This is a genomic window from Streptomyces sp. NPDC018029 (assembly GCF_044327655.1).
Taxonomy (GTDB): Bacteria; Actinomycetota; Actinomycetes; order Streptomycetales; family Streptomycetaceae; genus Streptomyces.
This window is the reverse complement of the sequence record NZ_JBIRFV010000005.1, coordinates 624,873-647,179: the sequence shown is the minus strand read 5'-3', so window position 1 is coordinate 647,179 and position 22,307 is coordinate 624,873. Positions and strand designations below refer to the sequence as shown.

The 22,307-nt window shown below is 68.2% G+C and carries 26 protein-coding genes; 15 read left to right on the top strand and 11 right to left on the bottom strand.

The genetic code is table 11. From position 1 onward, the window contains the following. Positions 1–83 precede the first annotated feature (83 nt). Entirely contained in the window at positions 84–1,262 is a 1,179-nt protein-coding gene (locus tag ACH4D5_RS19160; RefSeq protein WP_398303667.1) for a membrane dipeptidase, read from the top strand. 46 nt (positions 1,263–1,308) lie between these two features. On the opposite strand, the gene ACH4D5_RS19155 is transcribed toward ACH4D5_RS19160, so the two are convergent. Together ACH4D5_RS19155 and ACH4D5_RS19150 are read right to left on the bottom strand one after the other, a co-directional pair. Next, complete coding sequence (locus tag ACH4D5_RS19155) at positions 1,309–1,704, bottom strand: VOC family protein (protein WP_398303665.1); 396 nt, start codon at positions 1,702–1,704, stop codon at positions 1,309–1,311. Between the two features lie 84 nt (positions 1,705–1,788). Further along, positions 1,789–3,132 carry a UDP-glucose dehydrogenase family protein gene (locus ACH4D5_RS19150; protein ID WP_398303663.1) on the bottom strand — a complete coding sequence of 448 codons (1,344 nt, stop codon included), beginning with the start codon at positions 3,130–3,132 and terminating at the stop codon, positions 1,789–1,791. A gap of 176 nt (positions 3,133–3,308) precedes the next feature. Here ACH4D5_RS19150 and ACH4D5_RS19145 point away from each other — a divergent pair, with 176 nt between their 5' ends. Next, positions 3,309–4,469, top strand: coding sequence for an acyl-CoA dehydrogenase (locus tag ACH4D5_RS19145; RefSeq protein WP_398303661.1), 1,161 nt, complete (start codon positions 3,309–3,311; stop codon positions 4,467–4,469). A gap of 197 nt (positions 4,470–4,666) precedes the next feature. On the opposite strand, the gene ACH4D5_RS19140 is transcribed toward ACH4D5_RS19145, so the two are convergent. Further along, positions 4,667–5,842, bottom strand: a complete 1,176-nt coding sequence (locus tag ACH4D5_RS19140; protein WP_398303659.1) for a tyrosine-type recombinase/integrase — start codon at positions 5,840–5,842, stop codon at positions 4,667–4,669. Positions 5,843–5,959: 117 nt separating this feature from the next. Between ACH4D5_RS19140 and ACH4D5_RS19135 the strand changes: the two genes are divergently transcribed. The 9 genes from ACH4D5_RS19135 to ACH4D5_RS19095 all read left to right on the top strand — a co-directional run bounded on the left by ACH4D5_RS19135 (position 5,960) and on the right by ACH4D5_RS19095 (position 12,597). Continuing rightward, on the top strand, positions 5,960–6,508 hold the full coding sequence (locus tag ACH4D5_RS19135; RefSeq protein ID WP_398303657.1) for a hypothetical protein: 549 nt from the start codon (positions 5,960–5,962) through the stop codon (positions 6,506–6,508). 72 nt (positions 6,509–6,580) lie between these two features. After that, entirely contained in the window at positions 6,581–6,745 is a 165-nt protein-coding gene (locus ACH4D5_RS19130; RefSeq protein ID WP_398303655.1) for a helix-turn-helix domain-containing protein, read from the top strand. Positions 6,746–6,807: 62 nt separating this feature from the next. Next, on the top strand, positions 6,808–7,500 hold the full coding sequence (locus ACH4D5_RS19125) for a hypothetical protein (protein WP_398303653.1): 693 nt from the start codon (positions 6,808–6,810) through the stop codon (positions 7,498–7,500). 304 nt (positions 7,501–7,804) lie between these two features. Continuing rightward, the gene (locus tag ACH4D5_RS19120) at positions 7,805–8,158 is read left to right on the top strand and encodes a hypothetical protein (protein ID WP_398303651.1); all 354 of its coding nucleotides are present in this window, start codon (positions 7,805–7,807) and stop codon (positions 8,156–8,158) included. A gap of 14 nt (positions 8,159–8,172) precedes the next feature. Next, positions 8,173–9,084: a hypothetical protein gene (locus ACH4D5_RS19115; RefSeq protein ID WP_398303649.1), complete on the top strand. Its 912-nt coding sequence runs from the start codon at positions 8,173–8,175 to the stop codon at positions 9,082–9,084. Between the two features lie 110 nt (positions 9,085–9,194). Continuing rightward, entirely contained in the window at positions 9,195–9,524 is a 330-nt protein-coding gene (locus ACH4D5_RS19110) for a hypothetical protein (RefSeq protein WP_398303647.1), read from the top strand. Positions 9,525–10,094: 570 nt separating this feature from the next. After that, the gene (locus ACH4D5_RS19105; protein WP_398303645.1) at positions 10,095–10,847 is read left to right on the top strand and encodes a histone-like nucleoid-structuring protein Lsr2; all 753 of its coding nucleotides are present in this window, start codon (positions 10,095–10,097) and stop codon (positions 10,845–10,847) included. 197 nt (positions 10,848–11,044) lie between these two features. Beyond that, positions 11,045–11,248, top strand: a complete 204-nt coding sequence (locus ACH4D5_RS19100; RefSeq protein WP_398303643.1) for a hypothetical protein — start codon at positions 11,045–11,047, stop codon at positions 11,246–11,248. Beyond that, positions 11,245–12,597: a DUF3987 domain-containing protein gene (locus ACH4D5_RS19095; RefSeq protein WP_398303642.1), complete on the top strand. Its 1,353-nt coding sequence runs from the start codon at positions 11,245–11,247 to the stop codon at positions 12,595–12,597. Before ACH4D5_RS19100 ends, ACH4D5_RS19095 begins: the two co-directional genes overlap by 4 nt. A 341-nt stretch (positions 12,598–12,938) precedes the next feature. Here the strand turns inward: ACH4D5_RS19095 and ACH4D5_RS19090 are convergent, their stop codons facing one another. The 3 genes from ACH4D5_RS19090 to ACH4D5_RS19080 form a co-directional block, all read right to left on the bottom strand. Beyond that, complete coding sequence (locus ACH4D5_RS19090; RefSeq protein WP_398303641.1) at positions 12,939–13,424, bottom strand: hypothetical protein; 486 nt, start codon at positions 13,422–13,424, stop codon at positions 12,939–12,941. Positions 13,425–13,504: 80 nt separating this feature from the next. Then, entirely contained in the window at positions 13,505–13,735 is a 231-nt protein-coding gene (locus ACH4D5_RS19085) for a DUF397 domain-containing protein (RefSeq protein WP_398303640.1), read from the bottom strand. A 36-nt stretch (positions 13,736–13,771) separates the two neighbouring features. Next, a complete protein-coding gene (locus ACH4D5_RS19080; RefSeq protein WP_398303638.1) occupies positions 13,772–13,948 on the bottom strand; it encodes a hypothetical protein in 177 nt (58 codons plus the stop codon). A gap of 291 nt (positions 13,949–14,239) precedes the next feature. Between ACH4D5_RS19080 and ACH4D5_RS19075 the strand changes: the two genes are divergently transcribed. From ACH4D5_RS19075 to ACH4D5_RS19065, 3 genes are read left to right on the top strand one after another with little or no spacing between them, the layout of a single operon-like run. Continuing rightward, on the top strand, positions 14,240–14,494 hold the full coding sequence (locus ACH4D5_RS19075; RefSeq protein WP_398303636.1) for a hypothetical protein: 255 nt from the start codon (positions 14,240–14,242) through the stop codon (positions 14,492–14,494). After that, entirely contained in the window at positions 14,466–14,981 is a 516-nt protein-coding gene (locus ACH4D5_RS19070; protein ID WP_398303634.1) for a DUF6879 family protein, read from the top strand. The genes ACH4D5_RS19075 and ACH4D5_RS19070 overlap by 29 nt, the downstream gene beginning before the upstream one ends. Positions 14,982–14,995: 14 nt before the next feature. Next, positions 14,996–15,844: a helix-turn-helix domain-containing protein gene (locus ACH4D5_RS19065; RefSeq protein WP_398303632.1), complete on the top strand. Its 849-nt coding sequence runs from the start codon at positions 14,996–14,998 to the stop codon at positions 15,842–15,844. Positions 15,845–16,116: 272 nt separating this feature from the next. Here the strand turns inward: ACH4D5_RS19065 and ACH4D5_RS19060 are convergent, their stop codons facing one another. From ACH4D5_RS19060 to ACH4D5_RS19050, 3 genes are read right to left on the bottom strand one after another with little or no spacing between them, the layout of a single operon-like run. After that, positions 16,117–17,310: a dipeptidase gene (locus ACH4D5_RS19060; protein WP_398303630.1), complete on the bottom strand. Its 1,194-nt coding sequence runs from the start codon at positions 17,308–17,310 to the stop codon at positions 16,117–16,119. Between the two features lie 17 nt (positions 17,311–17,327). Then, positions 17,328–17,861: a 5-(carboxyamino)imidazole ribonucleotide mutase gene (gene purE / locus ACH4D5_RS19055; RefSeq protein ID WP_398303628.1), complete on the bottom strand. Its 534-nt coding sequence runs from the start codon at positions 17,859–17,861 to the stop codon at positions 17,328–17,330. Further along, positions 17,858–18,976, bottom strand: coding sequence for a 5-(carboxyamino)imidazole ribonucleotide synthase (locus ACH4D5_RS19050; protein WP_398303783.1), 1,119 nt, complete (start codon positions 18,974–18,976; stop codon positions 17,858–17,860). The genes purE and ACH4D5_RS19050 overlap by 4 nt, the downstream gene beginning before the upstream one ends. A gap of 245 nt (positions 18,977–19,221) precedes the next feature. On the opposite strand from ACH4D5_RS19050, the gene ACH4D5_RS19045 reads away from it, so the two are divergent. Further along, on the top strand, positions 19,222–19,758 hold the full coding sequence (locus ACH4D5_RS19045; RefSeq protein ID WP_398303781.1) for a GtrA family protein: 537 nt from the start codon (positions 19,222–19,224) through the stop codon (positions 19,756–19,758). Here ACH4D5_RS19045 and ACH4D5_RS19040 read toward each other — a convergent pair. Beyond that, a complete protein-coding gene (locus tag ACH4D5_RS19040) occupies positions 19,755–21,050 on the bottom strand; it encodes an ATP-binding protein (protein ID WP_398303626.1) in 1,296 nt (431 codons plus the stop codon). The genes ACH4D5_RS19045 and ACH4D5_RS19040 overlap by 4 nt on opposite strands. 466 nt (positions 21,051–21,516) lie before the next feature. Beyond that, on the bottom strand, positions 21,517–22,194 hold the full coding sequence (locus ACH4D5_RS19035; protein ID WP_055567988.1) for a response regulator transcription factor: 678 nt from the start codon (positions 22,192–22,194) through the stop codon (positions 21,517–21,519). Between the last annotated feature and the right edge of the window lie 113 nt (positions 22,195–22,307).

Genomic DNA, 22,307 nt, shown 5'->3' with positions numbered 1-22,307 from the left:
ACGCTCCGTCCGCCGCGAAGCCGTGGCCGCTCCGTGCCACGGTTTATTCGAACTGCCACCCGCCGACGTCCGGAGCACCCGCCATGGCAGACCTGCAGGAGGAACTGAACACCACCGCCGAGGCGGGGGCGCTCGACCCGCCCCTCGTCCCGCCCGATACCGAGCCCGATCCTGCCCACGAGCCCGAGCCCGAGCCCGCCCCCGGCACCGAACCGCGGCCGGAGCCGGGCCGGTGCGCCGAGCCGGCCGACCCCGCCGAGCGGGCCCGCGCGCTGCTCGCCGCGCATCCGGTCGCCGACGGATACAGCGGCCTGCCCTGGGCGCTGCGCCAGCTCGCCTGGTACGACTTCGAGACGGGCGACAGCGTCCTGGAGAGCGACGTCCCGCGGCTGCGCGGGGGCCGGGTCGGCGCGCAGTTCTGGTCCGTGCACGTGCCCGAGGGGCCCGCCACCGACGGCGTGGACCGCACCATCGGCGCCACGCTCGACCAGATCGACCTCGTGAAGCAGGTCGTCGCCGCCCACCCCGAGGCCCTGCGGATGGCCCGCAACGCCTCCGAGGCCGCCGACGCGCGCAACTGCGGCCGCATCGCCACCCTCATCGGCCCGGCCCGCGGCACCGCGCTCGGCGACTCCCTGGGCACCCTGCGCATGCTGCACAGCCTCGGCCTGAGCGTGGTGACCCTCTCGGGCACGACGTGGGCCGGCGCGGGCGGCCTCACCCCGTTCGGCGAGGAGGTCGTCCGGGAGATGAACCGGCTCGGGGTCCTCGCGGACCTGTCCGGCGCGGCCGAGGTGACGGCGCGGCGGGTGCTCGCCGTCTCGAAGGCCCCGGTGGTCTTCATGCGCTCGGGGGCCCGCGCCCTGAACGACCATCCGGCGAACCTCACGGACGAGATGCTGGCCGCGGTGGGCGCCGCCAAGGGCCTGTGCCTCGTGCCGCTGACCGCCGAGCGGACCGGCCCCTCGGTGCGGGAGGTGGCGGACCACCTCGATCACGTACGCCGGGTCGCGGGGCCGGAGTGCGTCGGGATCTCCGGGACGTACGACACCTACGAGGCGCACCCGCACGGGCTCCCCGACCCGTCGGGCTATCCGCGGCTGATCGCCGAGCTCATCGAACGCGGCTGGCCGGAGGCCGAGTTGGCGCTGCTCACCTGGGGCAATGTGCAACGGGCCCTGCGCGGCGCGGACTTCACGGCGCGGGCCGCCAGGCAGCGGCGGCCCGCGTCGACGGCGACGAGGGACAGCTTGGACGGCTGACCTGCCGGCCCGGGGGCCGGAGTCAGGGTCAGGGTCAGGGTCAGGGTCAGGGGATCTTGCAGAGGCAGAACGGGTGGCCGACCGGGTCCGCGTAGACGCGGAAGTCGCGCTTGCCGCCGTCGTCGTCCAGGTCGAGGGGGCGCGCGCCGAGCGCGAGCACCCTCTCCTGGGCGGCGTCGAGCTCCTCGACGGTGCGGCCCGCGTCCAGGTCGAGGTGGACCTGCTGCGCGTTCACGTCGGCGCGCGGCCACTCCGGCGGGTGCAGGTCCTCGACCTTCTGGAACGACACCTTGACGCGGCCGGGCGTCACCAGGTCGACCCAGTCGCCGTCCTGCTCGATGGTGCCGCCGATGAGCTCGGCGTAGAACTCGGCGAGGGCGCGGGGATCGGGGCAGTCAAAGACGACGTTGCGCAGTCGGGCGATGGGTTCCGTCGTGTCCATCTCGTCTCCTCGTGTCTCTCGTGCTTCCCCGGGTGCACATCGGCACCGGGACTGGACGAGTGCCCACTCACCCCATCATCACCCCTAGGCCGCTGGACGTCCCATCGCGCGGTACGTCCAGCCGGCGGCCCGCCACGCCACGGGGTCCAGCGCGTTGCGGCCGTCGAGGACGATGGGGGCGGCCGCCACGGAGGCGAGCTCCGCCGGGTCCAGCTCGCGGAACTCGCGCCACTCCGTCAGGTGCAGGACGACGTCGGCGCCCCGGACGGCGTCCAGCGCCGTGTCCGCGTAGCCGAGGGTGGGGAAGAGCCTGCGGGCGTTGACCATGCCCTTGGGGTCGTACACGGTGACCTGGCCGCCCTGGAGGTGGATCTGTCCCGCCACGTTCAGGGCCGGGGAGTCGCGCACGTCGTCCGAGTCCGGCTTGAAGGTGGCGCCGAGGACCGCGACCCGCTTGCCGAGGAAGGAGCCGCCGCCCAGCGCCTCGCGCGCCATCTCGACCATCTGGCCGCGCCGCCGCATGTTGATGGAGTCGATCTCGCGCAGGAAGGTCAGGGCCTGGTCGGCGCCGAGCTCGCCCGCGCGCGCCATGAAGGCCCGGATGTCCTTCGGCAGACAGCCGCCGCCGAAGCCGATCCCGGCCCGCAGGAACTTCTTGCCGATCCGGTCGTCGTGGCCGAGGGCCTCCGCCAGCTTCACGACGTCGCCGCCCGCCGCCTCGCACACCTCGGCCATGGCGTTGATGAAGGAGATCTTCGTGGCGAGGAACGAGTTCGCCGAGGTCTTCACGAGCTCGGCCGTCGGGAAGTCCGTGACGACGAAGGGCGAGCCCTCCGCGATCGGTGTCGCGTACACCTCGCGCAGCAGCTTCTCCGCGCGCTCGCTGCGCACGCCGACCACGATCCGGTCGGGGTGCAGCGTGTCCTGCACGGCGAAGCCCTCACGCAGGAACTCCGGGTTCCAGGCCAGCTCGACCTCGTCGCCCGCCGGGGCGAGCTCCGCGAGGCGCGCCGCGAGCCGGTCCGCGCTGCCGACCGGGACGGTGGACTTGCCGACGACGAGCGCCGCCCTGGTGAGGTGCTTGGCGAGCGACTCGAAGGCGGTGTCCACATAGGACATGTCGCAGGCGTACTCGCCGTGCTTCTGCGGGGTGTTCACACAGATGAAGTGGACGTCGCCGAAGTCGGCGGCCTCCGCCGGGTCCATCGTGAAGCGCAGCCGGCCGCTGGAGCCCTCGATGCCCGTGACGTGCTTGCGGAGGAGCTCTTCGAGGCCGGGCTCGTACATGGGGACCTCGCCCCGCTGCAGCATCTCGACCTTCTCGGGCACGACGTCGAGACCCAGCACCTCGAAGCCCAGTTCGGCCATGGCCGCGGCGTGCGTGGCGCCGAGATAGCCGGTGCCGATCACGGTGATCTTGAGGGCCATGCGCTGCTCCAGGGGTCTGCGGCTTCAGTGCGCTGACGAGCATAGTTCGCGCGTGTCCCGCCCTCTCACCGGGCACGATTCCCGCTGTCGCCAAGCTCACGTATCCCTCGCGCCGGAGGCACCACTAAAATTTGGGTTACTTAACGGTAATTAGCATCCTTGGAGCGTGAGAGACCTTGGCCGGATCGGCTGATTTCGACCTGTACCGCCCGTCCGAGGAGCACGACATGCTCCGGGACGCGATCCGCTCGCTGGCCGAGGCGAAGATCGCCCCGTTCGCCGCCGCGGTGGACGAGGAGGCCCGCTTCCCGCAGGAGGCCCACGACGCGCTCGTCGCCAACGACCTGCACGCGGTCCACGTACCGGAGTGCTACGGCGGCGCGGGCGCCGACGCGCTGGCGACCGTCATCGTGATCGAGGAAGTGGCGCGCGTCTGCGCGAGCTCCTCCCTCATCCCGGCCGTCAACAAGCTCGGCTCGCTGCCCGTCATCCTCTCCGGCTCCGAGGAGCTGAAGAAGAAGTACATGTCGCCGCTGGCCGGCGGCGAGGGCATGTTCTCGTACTGCCTCTCCGAGCCGGACGCCGGTTCGGACGCGGCGGGCATGAAGACCAAGGCCGTGCGCGACGGCGACTACTGGGTGCTCAACGGCGTCAAGCGCTGGATCACCAACGCCGGCGTCTCCGAGTACTACACGGTGATGGCCGTCACCGACCCGGAGAAGCGCTCCAAGGGCATCAGCGCGTTCGTCGTCGAGAAGGGCGACGAGGGCGTCTCCTTCGGCGCGCCGGAGAAGAAGCTCGGCATCAAGGGCTCCCCCACCCGCGAGGTCTACCTCGACAACGTCCGCATCCCCGCCGACCGCATGATCGGCGAGGAGGGCACGGGCTTCGCGACCGCCATGAAGACCCTGGACCACACCCGCATCACCATCGCGGCGCAGGCCCTCGGCATCGCGCAGGGCGCCCTCGACTACGCCAAGGGGTACGTCAAGGAGCGCAAGCAGTTCGGCAAGCCGATCGGCGACTTCCAGGGCGTGCAGTTCATGCTCGCCGACATGGCGATGAAGGTGGAGGCCGCGCGTCAGCTGACGTACGCGGCGGCCGCCAAGTCGGAGCGCGGCGACAGCGACCTCACCTTCCAGGGTGCGGCCGCGAAGTGCTTCGCCTCGGACGTGGCGATGGAGGTCACCACGGACGCGGTGCAGCTCCTTGGCGGGTACGGGTACACGCGGGACTATCCCGTCGAGCGCATGATGCGTGATGCGAAGATCACGCAGATTTATGAAGGCACGAATCAGGTGCAGCGGATCGTCATGGCCAGGAACCTGCCGCAGTAGGGTTTTCGCAGGTCAGCGGCTATTTTCGATGGCTCGCGGGCTGTGATCGGCTTCCGGCCCGTTCGGGTCCGTATCGGACTGATCATGGGCGTCATGCTGGGGAAATCCTGGGCTGACACTGGGCCGGACACGGCGCCTGACCTGCATAAACGCAGCGGCCCCCGGCGCGATGCCGGGGGCCGTTCGTATGGGCTGGGTCAGGCGACTTCGGCCCGCTCCGTGGGGTCGTCTGCGCCGGGAGTGAGCATCGTTGCGATGGCCGCCCGGCCGCGCTGCTCGGCTCCCTCAAAGATGTAGTGGTAGTGCTCCCTGAGCACGTCCGTACTGCTGTGGCCCATCCAGTCGGCCACGTCATTCTCCGGGACGCCCGCGTACAGCAGACGGGACCCGTAGTAGTGCCGCATGGAGTGCGGCTTGCAGTACTCCACCTCTGCCTTGTTCAGGGCCGCAAGCCAGATCTGCCGGTAGAAGTACGAGGCGTACAGGTAGCCGGTCCGGGTGACGTTGGGGAATAGGAGTCGTTCCGGCCCCCACACTCCGTGGTTCTTGATGTGCCGCCGCAGCTCGAACGCCACGTTCGGAGGCAGGGGCACGACGCGCCCCGGCTCCTCTTCCTCTCGGGCCTTGATATGCCGCCGCTGGAGTGCGCTGTTCTTCCCCGACTCCGTTTCGCCGTCCTCGGCTATCTGGAAGTCCACCCGAAGGACCTCGGCTTTGAAGTCGATCTGATCCCGAGAGACCGCCATCGCCTCACCGAGGCGGAGCCCGCAGCCAGCCATCAGCCACAGCATGCCCCGGTACCGGGCCGGGGCCGCGTCGAGCATCGCCAGGACTTCGCGCGTCGTGAGCCGTCGAGCCTTGCTCTTGTGCTCGCGGATCTCCTTGGCGCGGCTGCCCGCGTGCTTGATCTTTTTGCACGGGTTGCGGCCGATGATCTCGTTGACGACGGCCCAGTCCATCATTCCGGAGAAGAACGAGAACCGCTGGCGCCGGGTCCGGGCCGCTAGCTTGCGGTCTTTCTCCATCCACAAGAGCCACTGCTCAATGTCGGCAACCTTCAGGGACACAATGGAACGGGCCTTGAAGAACGGCTCCAGGGTCGTGTTCTGGATCGAGCGGTACTGCTTCTTGGTGCTGTTCTCCAGCTTCCTTTGATTCGTCCACTGCTCCCAGACCGCCGTCACCGGCTGCTTCCCCAGCCGGTCATCCAGGTAGGTCCCGGCGTCTAGTTCTTGCTCCTTCCGCTTCCGGTGGTCGTCGGCGCGCTTTTTCGTCTCGAACGACTTCTGCCGCTGCTTGCCGTCCGGGTCGTACCAGAAGGTTGTCCACTTCTTCGGGTCGTCTTTCGAGCGAGCTACCCATGCCCTTGCCACTGGCGATAGTCCCTGCCGTGATCGGGGGCCACGTCAGCCCCACCTGCGGCCAGTCTTGGGCCGTCCACCGGTGGTTGTCAACTGATGGTGGACCACCGCCTGTGGTACATTTTTGCCATGGCAGATGAGAACGGGTTTGAGATCACCCAGCACCAAGGCGCGTGGGACATCCGTATGTGGTGGCCGAGCGGGCCGGTAACTGGTGGCCCGCAGCGCATCACGATCGAGCAGGCGGAGAACGCCCCCGCCCGCGACGTGGCCCGCGGAATCTCTACGACCGTGCTCCGCAGGCTCGATCTCACGGAAGCAGTCCGCGCGGTGCAGGAGCGTGCTCCGAGTCTCGAAGAGCAGGCGCGGAAGATCGGCCAGGCGATTGAGGAAACGGGCAGGGGGGCCGGGCAACTGCTCGCGCGCCAAGGGGTCTCGGCCCCTTACCTCGTGGTGCTCTCAACCGTGTACGTCCAGATGGCGAATATGGGCGCGACTCGTCCTGTCGATTGGCTGGCGCAGCTGATCGAGCGTCGGCCGGAGACCGTGCGGGACCATCTCAAGAAGGCTCGCCGAGACGGGTACTTGAGTTCCCTTGCTGGGAAGGCCGGCGGGGAACTGACCGACAAGGCCAGAGCCGTGCTCGATTCCCTGCCGGAGGAGGGAGAAGCCGGGTAGCCCCGGTTCCTGCACACCCGCACAACCATGCCCCCGAGGCCCCTCGGGGGTTTTCCTTTCCCTGGAGACTATGTGACCAAGCTGATGACCGTCGATGACGTTGCTACGTATCTCCGCGTGCCGAAGGGCTGGGTGTACGAAAACTGGAAGCCGAAGGCAATTCCGTTTCGGAAGGTGGGGCAATCCCTCCGCTGCCGCCCGGTCGACTTGGAGAAATGGCTAGACCGCCAGAACTGAACAGCACGGCAGACAGCGCCCCCGAGGCAATCGGGGGCTTTCTTATTTCCCGAGGGGCCTGTGTGAACGTTTCCCGCGATTGCCATGAGAACGAGTTCATCCCGCCGACCGACGAGAAGCACCGGGGCAGGTTGGAGCGCAAGGCGGACACATTCCTAGAGGCGGCCGGAGACGAAAAGCGAGACGACTGGCCTGGGGCCTGGAACCAGCGGTCGGAAACGGAGTTCGAGCGGATAGCGGCGGCGCATACGGGAATGGTTCCTTTGACGGTGGCGTCGCTGTGCGCTTCGCTGCCCGAATTCGCCCCGGAGGCACGGCGTCATGCGGTGGAAAGCATGATGCGGGAGCGCCCGGGGCTAGAGGCGGCGGAACCCGGCGTGCAACTCCTCGACGCGGTAGACGATTCGGCGGAGTTCGGTTCCGGTTTCGCGATGGAGCGTCGGGCCTTCCCGCCCGAGACGTGCCGATGGGGCACCTGCCAAGAGCCGCTGTATGCCCAGGAGGCGGCCCGAGGCAGGGGCAACCCCCGCAAGTACTGCAATCCCCACAAGCGGGAAGCCAAGAGCCACACGCAACGGCTCAGGCGCAAGGGAATATACGTCGGCGTTCACCGAAACATGTCCTACCGACCGGACGGCCAGAAGCCAGCCGTAGCGGCCTGGCTGAAGACTCCGACGATCGGCGGCAAGAGTACTGACCAGTATCAGCAGTCCCGGGATGTGTGGGAGAGGCTGAACGTTCCTCAAGTCCTGTGAAGCATTTATTCAGAGTCTACGGAGAGGCGTTCTCTCTGGGGCCATGCACACTCGGCGGTGTGCCTCTGGCACGGCCTAGCGGCCGGGCAGTTCCTAAGTCGTCATGAGGCTCTGCGGATACCTCCCTGTGAGGGGGACAACGGAGAGAAACACTGGCCCCCTTACTTCCTGCTGATCTCGTTCACAGTGGGGGGTAAGGGGGGCAGTGTTTCTCTCACGTTGTCCTCTTGTGAGGTGTGAGGGGCCGCCTTGAGAGCGGCCCTTACTACTTCTTGGTTACCTAGATTCTTAGGAGGTGTCGCCCGTGAGCGACCCCCAGACTGATTCCCATTCTCCGGTCCCGGTGCCGGCCGACGGTTCCGATTCCGTCCGGGCGGAGGTCCAGCGCGAGTACGCGGCCAAGCTCGCCCATGCCGAACTCAGGACCCAGGCCGCCCAGGCCGGTATCAAGCTGGGCGACGGCTTCACCGATTACCTGGACGCTTCCAAGCTCCTTGGTGAGGACGGCACTCCTTCGGCCGAGGCCATCGGTAAGGCCCTGGCCCCGTTCGCGGCGGCACAGCAGCCGCAGTTCCCCCACCTCGTCGGCGCTGGCTTCCACCGTGACGGCGACCGCGTACCCGCCCGCCGCGTTTCCCTCGACATCCGCAAGCGCTAACCAGGAGTACCCATATGACCTTTGCCTACCAGAACCCCGCCACCCATACCTTCGTCCCGGAGATCTGGGATGCCGAACTCCTCGTCGCCTTTGACCCGCTGCTGGTGTGGGGTTGCCCGATCGTCGCCAACAACAAGTACGAGGGCGACATCCGGAAGCAGGGCGACGTTGTCCACATCAACTCGCTTCTGCGGCCGACCGTGGGCAACTACACCATCGCGGACGGCATGACGGCCCAGCGGCCGGAGACCGTTGATCAGAAGCTCCCGATCACTGAGGCCAAGTACCTTCAGGTACTCATCGAGGACGCGGAGCGGGTTCAGCTCGCCGGGGGCTTGGGCTCCCCGATCAATCAGCAGATGATCCGTTCCCTTGCCCGCGAAGCCGACACCTTCATGGGCAAGGTGATCGCGAACAGTGCCACGGCCCTTCCCGCCGTCAAGGCCACGGCCGAGAACGCCCCCCAGGCGCTCTACAGCGCCATCCTGGACATGATGCTGGCCCTGGACGACAACGACATCCCGGCAGGCCGTTACGTGGTCGTCTCGCCCCGCGTAAAGCGGTACCTGATCGAACACCCGGCCGTTGCCAACGCTGCTGCGTACGGCGAGGGCGGCGTGACCGCGAACGGCGTTGTGGCCAAGCTGGCGGGCTTCACCATTCTGACCACCACGGCCATGCCCAAGGGCGTGGACATCGTGGCCGGACACAAGGACTTCGCCACCTATGCAAGCCAGTTCACTGGGTTCCGTGAGGGCCAGTCGGAGAAGTACCGCGCCGACTACATCGACACCCTCCACCTTTACGGCGGCAAGATCGTGCGGTACCCGGAGCTGGACACCAAGAAGGCGGACAACACCTTTGATGAGTCCAAGCCGACCAAGGGAATCGTGAAGGCCGCCGTGGAATGGGTCACCGCGGCCTGACCCTGGATTAGTTCGGGCCCCCGCCCATCGGCGGGGGCCCGTTCCCGTTCACGCACCGCAGCGCCGGCCATCGACGCCCCGTAACCAGAACCGGAGGAAACTTGCCCAGGATGCGCAACCCCAATTCGCCACACTCCCGTTTCCGGGATCAAATCGTGCTGCCCCTGCAACATGACCTTCCCGCCCCCGAGATGCCCGCAGGCCGGGACTGGACGGACGCCGAACGCGCCCTCTGGGACGACCTCTGGTCCACGTCTCAGGCATACATGTGGGATGACTCGACCGAGCACGTTGTAGCCGCCCTGGTCGTCTACTGGTCAGCCATTCTCGCCGGAACTGCAAGCAACACGCAGCACATGGAATACCGACACCTTTCGGAATCACTCGGGCTGACTCCGAAAGGAATGAAGACGCTGGGATGGGTGATTGCCGATGAGTAAGCGTGCTGCCCTCGCTGGTCGTGCCGGTGGCCCCGGTGGGCCTCGCAGCAGGGACCGTTACGGCTATCGCACCCGTTGGGACTGGAAGGACTGCCAGCGCCGCTGTTCTCCGAACCCTGGCCCCCGTGACCATGGGCCCGAATGCCAGGGGTTCGTCATCCCGTACTGCTCAGCGGGCGGAAATGCCTCGTGCCACTGCACCCATTGCGATACCGAACGGGCTGGTTCACTGGCCGATGCAGAATCGGATCAGGAGCTATACGAGAGGCTGAATCGGGAGTGAGAGACGGGGCCCGGGAGGGCCCCGTTCCTGGCTGCGAAAATTTGATTGGCAAACATGGTTGAAGGAAGGCACCCCCGGTGGGTCCTCATTACTTACTAAAACCCATTACCCCCGTTATTGAATTCATGAGAGTAATACTCTAGATATCCATCCGTTACCGTTCCGTGATAGGGGATTGGCAGAGTTGATCTCACGCCGCACCACCGAGTGCGGAGGCCGTCAGAGACTCACTCCGGCCGCTCACTGAGACTTCCTCCTTCACGCGAACGAACAAAGGATTCCCGGCAATGCGGAAGACCGTCCTTGTGCCCGTTGAAAAGACCTACTGCGACGCTCACCTGTCGAAGTCGGGGGCCGAAGTGGAGGCGGCGGAAGCGCTCGTACTGGGAACCGGGCGCTGGGACCTATGTCTTGAGCACTCGGTGATCTTCGGGCGGTACCTCTGTGACGCTCTGGGGGTGCCTGGCGTCGATGAGCCTGCACCGGTTGAGCCGCAGCCTGATCTGTCCCCGGTGCCCGAGCCTGCCCCGGCGCCCGTGGCCGAGCCGGAAGCGCGGGACGTCAGTGAAGACGTCGCCGATGCTGATGTGCCGGAGTCTGCCCCGTCCGTGATGCTGGCCGGTGAGGTGCCGGGGTACGAGTGGGACGCGGCACGGGAGGCCGTACGCAACCTGGGCTATGAGGTAGTGGGGCGGGCCGATGCCTCCACCGTGCTCCTGATCCTGGGAGAGGGCGGAGAGCGTAACGGGACCAAGCTGCGGGACGCTGCCGAGCGTGGCATCCCGTGCATGGACGTACGCGCCCCGGGCCGCTTCCGGGACGCGATCCGTGCCGGGGAACTGTCAGGCGGCGACCCGCTTCCGGAGCCTGCCAAGGTCGGCCCCAAGACCATGACCGAACGGGAACGCAACAAGGTCATGCGCGCATGGGCACGGGAGCACGGCTACACCGTGCCCGTACGCGGCCGTATTCCGATGAACGTCCGGCACGCCTACGAGCTGGCCCACAAGGACGCGGCGGGAAAAGCGGTAGCGGCCTGAGCGCCGCGCCCACAGTGACGGCCGCAGGGGGCGGCCGTCACCCCGGCCCCCAGGATCTGAGCGTGTGGAAGCGCGCCAAGGGATACGGTGCGGAGTCCAAACCGTCGCGGGGGCAGTACGCGCCCGGCTCATGGGTCATCTGGACGACGGCTAAGGGAAAGCCTCGTACTGGGGTCGTCAGCTCTGACCCGTTGGCAGTGGCAGCCGTCCGTAGGGTGATCCCCTCCGACAAGGTGACCCGCTGCACCGCCGTGATCATCCCGGCGGATGGGGGAGACACGCTCCCCCTGCTGCGAAAGTCAGCCAAGGAATCCCACGCCCTGACCAAGGACAACGGCCGGTGGCGCGAGGTCACCCCGGCCCACAACCAGACCGCCCGTGAGGAACTGACCGCAGCATGAGCACCCCCGATTTCCGCACCCTGAGCACAGGCCGACTCCGGGCGGCCGTGGCCTCCCTGGCACCCCACGTGGAGTGGTCCCCGGTCGGCCTGCTCGGCGGCCTGCTGTGCGTGTTCTCCGCGATGCTGCCCGAAGTCCGCGTGCAGCGCGGATCCGGGACCATGCCCCTCATGCTCCACGTGCTCCTGTGCGGCGGCACCGGAGAGGGCAAGGGCCAGTCCTGGGGCGTCGCCGCCCAGGTGGCGAAGGATGCGAACAGTACGTTCATGTCCGGCCACGTCATCAACGGCGTGGTCGGCGGAGCCGGACTCATCCAGGCCATTGACGACCGCGACGGACACGCGTTGATCGTGGATACCGAATACGCCCGCGTGCTGCGGGCGGGGCGTAGACAAGCCAATCTGTCTCAGGTGCTGCGGGACCTGTGGGACGGGGCCACGGTCGCCACGTCCCGGGCCAAAGAACCGGTCCAGGTCGATGACCCCCGGGTTTCGATCATGGGGCACATCACACCCGAAGAGTTCCGGGCCAGCATGTCCACCACCGAGCGCGACGGCGGTAGCTACAACCGGCTGCTCATCCTGCCCGTGACGCAGGTGCGATGGCTGAGCGAGCGTGAGCAGATGCCCGCCCACCTCATTCCCGCAGCCGGGGAAGCGATGGCCCGTGCGGTGCGCTTCGGCCAGCGGGCCGGGCTGGTCACCCTGTCCGAGGACGCTTACGACACTGCCGACATCATCCGGCGGGACCTGCTGACCAAGGCCCGGGAGTCCGAAGGGCTCAAGGCGTTCGCCGCCCGCTGCAATGAGCAGGTCCGCCGCATCGCGGCCCTATACGCCCTCTTCGACCTGCGCTCCGAGATCACAGCGGCCGACCTGGAAGCGGCAGCAGCTCTGGTCACCTACGCCATGGACGCGGTGGAAGAGATCACCGGCGGCATGGCCGCCCCGCAGGGGAAGCGCCAGCCGCTGTCCCTCCTGGAAAAGGTCCGCGCCCGGATCGAGATGCACGGCGGTCGGGCCACGTCGTCTCAGGTACTCCCGTACGTGGGGGCCACGGCCGATGAGGTCAAGGCACTGCCCGGAATCGTCGTCACCGTGGAACGGGAAGGCAAGACGGGACGACCGAAGACCGTCCTCACGGTCCGCGATGACGCTACCCAAACCGTCGCGGAACCGGTCTCCCATTCTCGGATGCTCATGCCGGCCGACCCTGAACCGGAGCCGCAGCGCGCCACGGTGGTCCAGATGGACGCCTACCGCCCGACTCCCAAGCAGGCCCCGGAGCCCGCGCCCGAACCGAAACGCCCGGAACCGCTTGACGCCAACCCCTTCCTGGCACTCCTCTAATCAATCAAAAAGCTGCCCCGGCCCGTGATGAGCCGGGGCAGTTTCATTGCTTCGGCTTGCTCTACTCGGCCCGTTCCACCAGGGCGACCGATGTGCACAGGCGCCGGAACCGGGCGTGCTGGGTGCGGCCGGTGTGGCTCATGCACTCCATGTCTACGGCCGCACCATCCGACGAAGGCGCGGCCTTCCAATCGCACGTCAGGCATTTCGCCTCGAACGTCGCCTCTGTGTCTGGATGCTGGGTGATCCGGTGCTTCACATACCGCTGGGCCGTGCGGGGCATCGTGTGCGCTCCCCCTCGTCAGGTGTGGGCGGTCGTCGGCGGGGCCTGGGTGTGGTACTCACCTCATCGGGCAGTCCTGGCCCGGCATGGCGCGGTTCGGGGAGCAGCACACCAGGGCCAGGGACAGGAACGAGGGGCGTTCGAGATAGAAGCCGTGGGACACGTCGCCGCCCCATGCCAGCCGTTCGACGGCGGAGCTGACGACTATGGCCAACCGCGTCGTGTCGCGGTCCTCTTCGGAGTCGAACCGGGGCGCGTACGCGGCGAGCTGTTCCCCGAGCCACTGCGCGGCCTCCTTCGGCTCATCCCAGGTGCCTCGTGCCAGCCTGCCGGGCTTGGTGAGCCAGCGCGCCGTTTCCAGCGGGGGCAGGTCGCTGACGGGGAACTCTGCCCGCACTACCCGATAGCGTTCGACGAGCCGCTTTCCTTCGGTGTCGTCGTCACCGGCTGGGGCTGGAGGCGGATCGGGATGGGGAGGGCGCCGCAAAGCCTCCTCGTCGAACCGCTTCTTCGAGCCCGTCCACAGGTAGCCGTGGTAGTGCAACTGGTGATCCTTGTCAGAGCAGTTGAAGGCGGCCCCCGCACTCCCCAGAGAACGGGGGCCGCCGGTCAGGGAGCGGCTGTTCAGGCCGAGAGACCGAAGCGGGCCGGGTCGATCCCGGCTGCGTTCAGTTCGGCGGTGGTGAACCTCAGCGGCTCCGCACCGGGCCGCTTGCTGTCACCCAGGGCCCACGCATCGGGGCCGATCTTCGCCAGCGTGGCGCAGGACTCGCCGTCCGGGTGCGTGTTGCCCCCGCACGCCTTGAGGAACGTGGCTCCGTCGATGGGCAGGCTGTACAGGTCGGTTCGGGCCATGGCTGTGCCTTCCTGATAGATCAGTGAAGGGCAGGCTCAGAACGGGTACTGCTCCGGCTTCTGTACGTAAACGACTCCAGGGGCAAGAGCCGTCGCGGACTCCCGAAAGAGTTCGTCCAGCATCGACCTGGGGCCGTCCCGCATGGCATTGGCCAGGTTCTCCGCCAGTAGAGCGGCCTCGGACGGAAGCAGGACCATTTCTGTGTCTGCCATGTGCCGACCGTTCTTCGTCAACCACATCGGGACACGAATGTTCCCATCATCATCCCGGTAAGCCCGGCGGCTCGGGATCGGGTCCATCCGCCAACCCTGCGGGCCGCTCTGCCTGTGGTTCTTCGGTTCGGTTGGCATGGAGGCATCGTTCTCTCAGGCGATATCACCGGTCCACCTACTTGCATGGGCTTGCACCGCAATTGGCCCGACTGGCCGCGGTATTGACGACATGCCCGCTGGCCGACGATGCTCGTGCAAGTCCAAGCAAACACTTAGCTCAGGGAGTCAGCTATGGCCGCAGAGTTCGTCGGCATCGACCCTGACACTGACAGGGACCACTGCCCCACTGTGTGGGCGGACGCAGAAGCTCAGGAGATCCTGTTGCAGGGGTGGAAGCCGACCCCCGAGACTCAGGCGGAGTGCGAGGGAACCAGCCCCGCGAACGGTCCGGTGCCTGACAGCGAGGCCATCGTCAGGCTTCCGGCCCGGATGATTCCGATGATTAGGGAGGCGTGTGATGCCGTCGAGCGAGCTCAGCTTCGCTGAGCTGCTTGGCCAGTGCGAGCGATCTGCCATTCACCTGGAGTTGCGCGACTCGTACGCTGCCACGGACCGGTTCGAGGCGTGGAAGCGGGGAGAGCGGATCAACTGGGAGGATCGCGAGTCGTGGTGGCATCCCTATGACCAGTTGATCGCTGACACTGTGGCCAGAGGCGTGGTGATCCGAAGGGCGCGGGTGGTCTCCGAACCGGTGTCGGAGTACATCCGCTGGGAGTACTACGTCACCCGTGCCAATGTCACGGCGGGGGAGCAAGTCCGCTGGCTGCCACGGCGACGAGCCACGGCCATTCCCCTGCCGGGCAATGACTTTTGGCTGTTCGATGGCGCGCTGCTCCGGGTGCACCACTTCTCAGGTGACGGCGCGGTGGTGGAGGACGAGATCACGGCCGATCCGGAAGCAGTGAAGCTGTGCTCCGCTGCGTTTGAAGCAGTCTGGGAGCGAGCGATCCCGCACCACCAGTACAAGGTCTGACGAAAGCCAGCTCCATGCCCCCGCACCCCTCTTCACGCGTTCAGAAGGCCCGTGAAGCCCTGGCCGGCCGTCTGCGTGAGATCCGGAGAGACGCGGGGATCAGCGGGCGGGAGCTGGCCGTCAGGTGCGGCTGGTCCGAGTCCAAGTCGTCCCGGATCGAGAACGCCAAGACGCCTCCATCCGATGCCGATATCCGGGCGTGGTGCCGGGCCTGTGCCGCTGAGGGCCAAGCCCCGGACTTGATCGCGGCCAACCGGCAGTCCGCCGACGCACATGTGGAGTGGAAGCGGCTCCAGCGGACCGGTCTCCGGAGACTCCAAGAGAGCACCGGCGACCTGTACCAACAAACTAAGACCTTCCGCGTCTACGTATCCGATGTGATTCCTGGCTTCCTCCAGACACCGGGGTACGCCTCCGCGCTGCTGTCCTCCATTGCGGATTTCCGGGGGACACCGGATGACGTGAGCGACGCCGTGACAGCTCGGATACGGCGTAACGAGGTGCTGAGCAAGGGCGGGCGCCGGTTCTCCTTCGTGTTGGAGGAGTCGGTGTTGCGATACCGGCTGTGCAGCGCCGAAACCATGGCGGCACAGCTCGGCCACCTGCTCGGGGTCATGGAACTTCAGAACGTTGCCATGGGCATCGTCCCGTTCTCGGAACAACGGGCCGTGTGGCCCATGCCGACCTTCACGATCTTCGATGACCAGAGGGTGCACGCTGACACTCTGGACGCCGCCTCCACTCTCACGCAGCCGAGTCAGGTCGAGCTGTACGCCCGTGCCTTTGAACGTCTCTCTCAGCAGGCCGTACGGGGAGCGGCGGCCCGCTCCCTCATTGCGGGCGCGGTGGCATCCCTGGGCTGACCAGCGACCACGACACCGCGCGTACAGGCGATCATGGGGAAATGCTGGGGAGGTGCCCCACGGAAGGGGTATCTCCCCAGGTCATAGGCTTGTCCTCTGTAAAGCACGCAGATCTACGAGGGGACGAATCAGGTTCAGCGCATCGTGATGGCGCGGAACCTGCCGTAACGCTCCCCCGGCGCCGGGGCTGGACCCTGCTTTCCAGCACCCGGCGCCTTCGGGCTGTGCCCACCCGTTCCGCCGTGCGGAACGCCTGCCCACAGCGGAAACAGCTACCCGTCGAGTTGCTCCAGGGTCGCGATCGACGGGCCCCTGCGGGACCGGAGGTCCCGTGAGACGTCCTCTGCCGCGCCGAGGACTCGCACCGTGTTCTGCCACGTCAGCTTCGCGAGGTCGGGCTTGGACCAGCCGCGGGTCAGGAGTTCCGCGAGCAGGTTCGGGTAGCCCGACACGTCGTCCAGGCCGGCCGGGGTGAACGCCGTGCCGTCGTAGTCGCCGCCGATGCCGATGTGGTCGATGCCCGCCACCTCGCGCATGTGGTCGAGGTGGTCGGCGACCGTGGCGGCCGTGGCGACGGGGCGGGGGTTGCGCTCCTCGAAGGCCGCGTGGACCTTCATGGCCTCCGGTGTCGTGTCCAGGTGGTGGAAGCCGTGCGCGCGCATGTTCTCGTCGGCGGCCAGGGTCCAGTCGACCGCCGCCTGGAGGACGAACTTCGGGACGAACGTCGCCATCGCCACGCCGCCGTTGCCCGGCAGCCGCTCCAGGACGTCGTCCGGGATGTTGCGCGGGTGGTCGCAGACCGCCCGCGAGGACGAGTGGGAGAAGATGACCGGCGCGACCGACGTGTCCAGGGCCGCCCGCATCGTCGTCGCCGCCACGTGCGAGAGGTCCACGAGCATGCCCATGCGGTTCATCTCGCGCACGACCTCGTGGCCGAAGGGCGAGAGGCCGCCGACGCCGGGATCGTCCGTCGCCGAGTCCGCCCACGCGATGTTGTCGTTGTGCGTGAGGGTCATGTAGCGGACGCCGAGCGTGTGCAGCGCCCGCAGCGTGGCCAGGGAGTTGTTGATGGAGTGGCCGCCCTCCGCACCCATCAGGGAGGCGATGCGGCCCTCGCCGCGGGCCTTCTCCATGTCCGCGGCGGTCAGGGCGCGGGCCAGGTCGGAGGGGTGGCGCGTGAGCAACTGGTCGACGCAGTCGACCTGTTCGAGCGTGGCGCTGACCGCGGCGTCGCCGGTCAGGTCCGTACGGACGTAGACCGACCAGAACTGCGCGCCGACGCCGCCCGCGCGCAGCCGGGCGATGTCCGTGTGGAGCTTGCCCGTCTGGTCGGCGGCGATGTCGAGGCGGCCGATGTCGTAACCGGCCTTCTCGCGCAGCGCCCACGGCAGGTCGTTGTGGCCGTCGGCGACGGGGAACTCGGCGAGCAGGGCCCGTGCTTCTTCCAGCTTCTCCGGATGCGTCATACCCGTCACTGTGCCGGTCACTTCCCCGAGCCGAAGCCGAATCCGGAACCCGCTCCCTCGACCTTGGCGCGCAGCCGCTTGCCCTTCTCCGTCGCCTGGTCGTTCAGCTCCTGCTGGAACTCCCGCATGCGGGCGAGGAGTTCGGGGTCGTGCGCCGCCAGGATGCGGGCCGCGAGCAGGCCCGCGTTGCGCGCGCCGCCGACCGAGACCGTCGCCACGGGGACGCCCGCGGGCATCTGCACGATGGACAGGAGGCTGTCCATGCCGTCCAGATACTTCAGGGGGACGGGCACGCCGATGACCGGCAGCGGGGTCACCGAGGCCAGCATGCCGGGCAGGTGCGCGGCGCCGCCCGCGCCCGCGATGACCGCCTTGAGGCCGCGGTCCGCGGCCTGCTCGCCGTACGCGATCATCTCGTGCGGCATGCGGTGCGCGGAGACGACGTCGACCTCGAAGGGGATCTCGAACTCGTCGAGGGCCTTGGCGGCGCCCTCCATGACGGGCCAGTCGGAGTCCGAGCCCATGACGATGCCTACAACAGGTGCGGTCATTCGGTGATCGTTCCTCTGAGGTAGCCGGCTGCGTGGCGGGCGCGGTCGAGGACCTCGTCCAGATCGTCGCCGTAGGTGTTCACGTGACCGACCTTGCGGCCGGGCTTCACGTCCTTGCCGTACATGTGGATCTTGAGCTGCGGGTCGCGGGCCATGCAGTGCAGGTACGCGGCGTACATGTCGGGGTAGTCCCCGCCGAGGACGTTGGCCATCACGGTCCACTTGGCGCGCGGGCGCGGGTCGCCGAGCGGCAGGTCGAGGACCGCGCGGACGTGGTTGGCGAACTGCGAGGTGATCGCGCCGTCCTGCGTCCAGTGGCCGGAGTTGTGCGGGCGCATCGCCAGTTCGTTGACGAGGATGCGGCCGTCGGGCGTCTCGAAGAGCTCCACCGCGAGGTGGCCGACGACGCCGAGCTCCTTGGCGATGCGCAGCGCCAGCTCCTGGGCCTCGCCCGCCAGGGCCTCGCTCAGGCCGGGGGCCGGGGCGATGACCGTGTCGCAGACGCCGTCGACCTGCTGGGACTCGACGACGGGGTAGGCGACGGCCTGGCCGTGCGGCGAGCGGACGACGTTCGCCGCCAGTTCGCGCACGAAGTCGACCTTCTCCTCCGCGAGCACCGGGACACCGGCCCGGAAGGGGTCTTCGGCGTCCTCGACGGAACGTACGAACCACACCCCCTTTCCGTCATAGCCGCCCCGCACCGTCTTCAGGATGACCGGAAACCCGTCGCCCTCGGCCGCGAAGGCGGCCACGTCGGCCGGGTCCCTCACGATCCGGTGGCGCGGGCACGGCACGCCGATCTCCGTGAGCTTCTCGCGCATCACGCCCTTGTCCTGGGCGTGCACCAACGCGTCGGGCCCCGGGCGCACGGGAATGCCGTCCGCCTCCAGGGCCCGGAGATGCTCGGTGGGTACGTGTTCGTGATCGAAGGTGATCACATCGCAGCCCCGCGCGAAGTCACGCAGCGTGTCGAGGTCGCGATAGTCGCCGATCACGACTTCGCCGACGACCTGCGCCGCGGAATCCTGCGGGGTGTCACTGAGGAGCTTGAATTTCAGGCCGAGGGGGATGCCCGCCTCGTGGGTCATGCGGGCGAGCTGACCGCCGCCGACCATGCCGACTACCGGGAACGTCACGCCCCCAGGGTATCGGCCGGTATCGGCCACCCCGCAACGGCCGGAACCAGCACCTCACGGTGCCTGTCGTCACAGGGCGGGCACAGTGTCCGGGCGCCCGCGCGCGCCGGGCAGGCCCGCTGGTTAGCATGGCTGGGTCGACACGACCGAATCACCAATCCGTCGGCACGTACACGACCGGTACGAACGACCGGTACGGAATCGACGGGGGCTGGGGCGACACCATGACGGAACGGGGCGCACTGCGCGTGCGGCTGGACCAGGTCTGGCGTGAAGTCGCCAAGTTCGGGGCCGTGGGGGCGGTCGGGACGCTGGTGAACTTCGCTGTCTTCAACCTCGTGCGGCACGTCACCGACCTCCATGTGGTGCGCGCGAGCGTCGTGGCCACGATCGTCGCCATCGCCTTCAACTACGTGGGGTTCCGCTACTTCACGTACAGGGACCGTGACAAGACCCGCCGCACCAAGGAACTCTCGCTGTTCCTGCTGTTCAGCGCGGTCGGCCTGGTGATCGAGAACGGCGTGCTCTACGCCGCGACGTACTGGTTCGGCTGGGACGGCCGCCTCCAGGCCAACTTCTTCAAGTTCCTCGGCATGGGCATCGCGACGCTCTTCCGCTTCTGGTCGTACCGGACCTGGGTGTTCAAGGCGCTGCCCGTGGGCGAGCCCGTCGCCCATGCCGAATCGTTCCTGGAGACGCCGGGCGGCGGGCAGGCCGGCGAGCAGGCGGACGGGAAGCCCGCCAGGCCCGTGGCCCGCTAGCGAACCGTCCTGCCCTTCTCCTTCTCCCTGTCCTCCGCTTCGCCGTCCGTGTCCTTCGACGGCGGCGTACGCGACAGGAAGAGCCCGAAGACCGGCGGCTGCGTCTGCAGCATTTCGAGGCGGCCACCGTCCGCCTCGGCCAGATCCCGCGCCACCGCGAGGCCGATTCCCGTCGAGTTGCGGCCGCTGATGGTCCGCTCGAAGATGCGGGCGCCGAGGTCGGCAGGGACGCCCGGGCCCTCGTCCGTGACCTCGATGACCGCCTGGTTGCCGGTGACGCGGGTGCGCAGCGCGACGGTGCCGCCGCCGTGCATCAGCGAGTTCTCGATCAGCGCGGCGAGCACCTGGGCGACCGCGCCCGGCGTGCCCACCGCCTCCAGGTGCCGCTTGCCGGAGCTGACGATGGCGCGGCCCGCGCTGCGGTAGGCCGGGCGCCACTCCTCCAGCTGCTGCTTGACGACCTCGTCCAGGTCGAAGGCGACGGCCGAACCGGTGCGCGGGTCACGGGAGTTGGTGAGCAGCCGCTCCACGACGTCGGTCAGCCGCTCGACCTGGGCCAGCGCGATCGTCGCCTCCTCCTTCACCGTGTCCAGCTCGTCGGTGACGGTGATCTCCTCCAGGCGCATGGACAGCGCGGTGAGCGGGGTGCGCAGCTGGTGCGAGGCGTCGGCGGCCAGCCGCCGCTCGGCGGTCAGCATGCGGCCGATGCGCTCGGCCGAGGAGTCCAGGACGTCGGCGACGCGGTCCAGCTCGGGCACCCCGTAGCGCTTGTGCCGGGGCCTGGGGTCGCCCGAGCCGAGGCGCTCCGCGGTCTCGGCGAGGTCGGTGAGGGGCGATGCGAGGCGGTTGGCCTGGCGTACGGCGAGGAGCACGGCCGCGACGATGGCGAGGAGCGCCACGGCGGCGATGATCAGCAGGGTGCGGCCGACCTCGCGGGTGACCGCCGCCTTCGGCTCCTGGACGGTGACCTTCTCGCGCTGCTCGCCGGGGCGGGTGGCGCTGATGACGTCGCCGGTGGGGCGGGTGCCGATCTCGATGGGCTTGCGGCCCGGGATCTCGATGCGTGCGTAACGGTCGGTGGCGACCTGGTCCCGCAGGATGGCGCCGGTGATCTTCTCCTCGCTGATCAGCCGGCTGTCGACGATGCTGGCGAGGCGGAGGGCCTCGGAGTCGACGCGTTCCTGGGCGCTGCTGCTGATGGTCCTCGTCTCTACGATGACGAGGCTCACCCCGAAGACCGCGATCACTACGAGGACGACGGCGAGAGTGCTGTTGATCAGGCGACGGCGCATACACACAGTGTCGCGGATCGCCCCTCACCCTTGACGGGGGCGCTGCCGCAGGCTCCCTTCAGGGGCGCGCAGACGCGTCTGCCTCCGGCGGTGCAACGGCGGGTGCGGGTCTGTTCTTGGTTGCTCGCGCCGTTCCCCGCGCCCCTGACGGGGCGCTGCCGCAGGTTCCCCAGGGGCGCGCAGACGCGTCTGCCTCCGGCGGTTCAACGGCGGCTGCGGGTCGTTTTCGGTTGCTCGCGCAGTTCCCCGCGCCCCTGGCGGGGCGCTGCCGCAGGTTCCCTAGGGGCGCGGGGAACTGCGCGGTCAGCCCGCGACAAGCCGCAGACGCGTCTGCCTCCGGCCGTGCAACGGCGGGTGCGGGTCTGTTGTTGGTTGCTCGCGCCGTTCCCCGCGCCCCTGACGGGGGGCTGCCGTAGGCTCCCGGGCCCGGGGGGAGAGCGGGGCGCCGCCCCCGAAGGGGTGGCTGTCAGCTTTTTTCGAAGCGGAAACCCACGCCCCGTACCGTAGCGATGTACCGAGGATTCGCCGCGTCGTCCCCGAGCTTCTTGCGCAGCCAGGAGATGTGCATGTCGAGGGTCTTCGTGGAAGACCACCACGTCGTGTCCCAGACCTCGCGCATCAGCTGGTCACGGGTGACGACCCGGCCCGCGTCGCGCACCAGGACCCGGAGGAGGTCGAACTCCTTGGCGGTGAGCTGGAGCTCCTCGTCGCCCATCCACGCCCGGTGCGACTCGACGTCGATGCGCACGCCGTGCGTGGCGGGCGCCTCCTTCGGCTCCGTGGCGCCGCGCCGCAGCAGGGCCCGGACCCGGGCGAGCAGCTCGGCGAGCCGGAAGGGCTTGGTCACGTAGTCGTCGGCGCCCGCGTCGAGCCCGACGACGGTGTCCACCTCGTCGGCGCGCGCGGTCAGGATGAGGATCGGCACCGTGAGCCCGTCGGCCCGCAGCCGGCGGGCCACCTCGAGCCCGTCCATCCCGGGCAGCCCCAGGTCGAGTACGACAAGATCCACACCGCCCTGCAGACCTGCGTCGAGAGCGGTCGGGCCGTCCTCGCGGACTTCGACCTCGTAACCCTCCCTGCGCAGGGCACGGGCCAGCGGCTCCGAGATGGACGCGTCGTCCTCGGCGAGCAGTACACGGGTCATGGGGTGATGGTAGTCCGCGGTGGACAACCCCCGGGAGGTGATCGCACAGTGGAGCGGTACGCCTGCGGCTATGGGACGCGATTCCGGTAAACACCTTTGATTGTGCGCTGTTG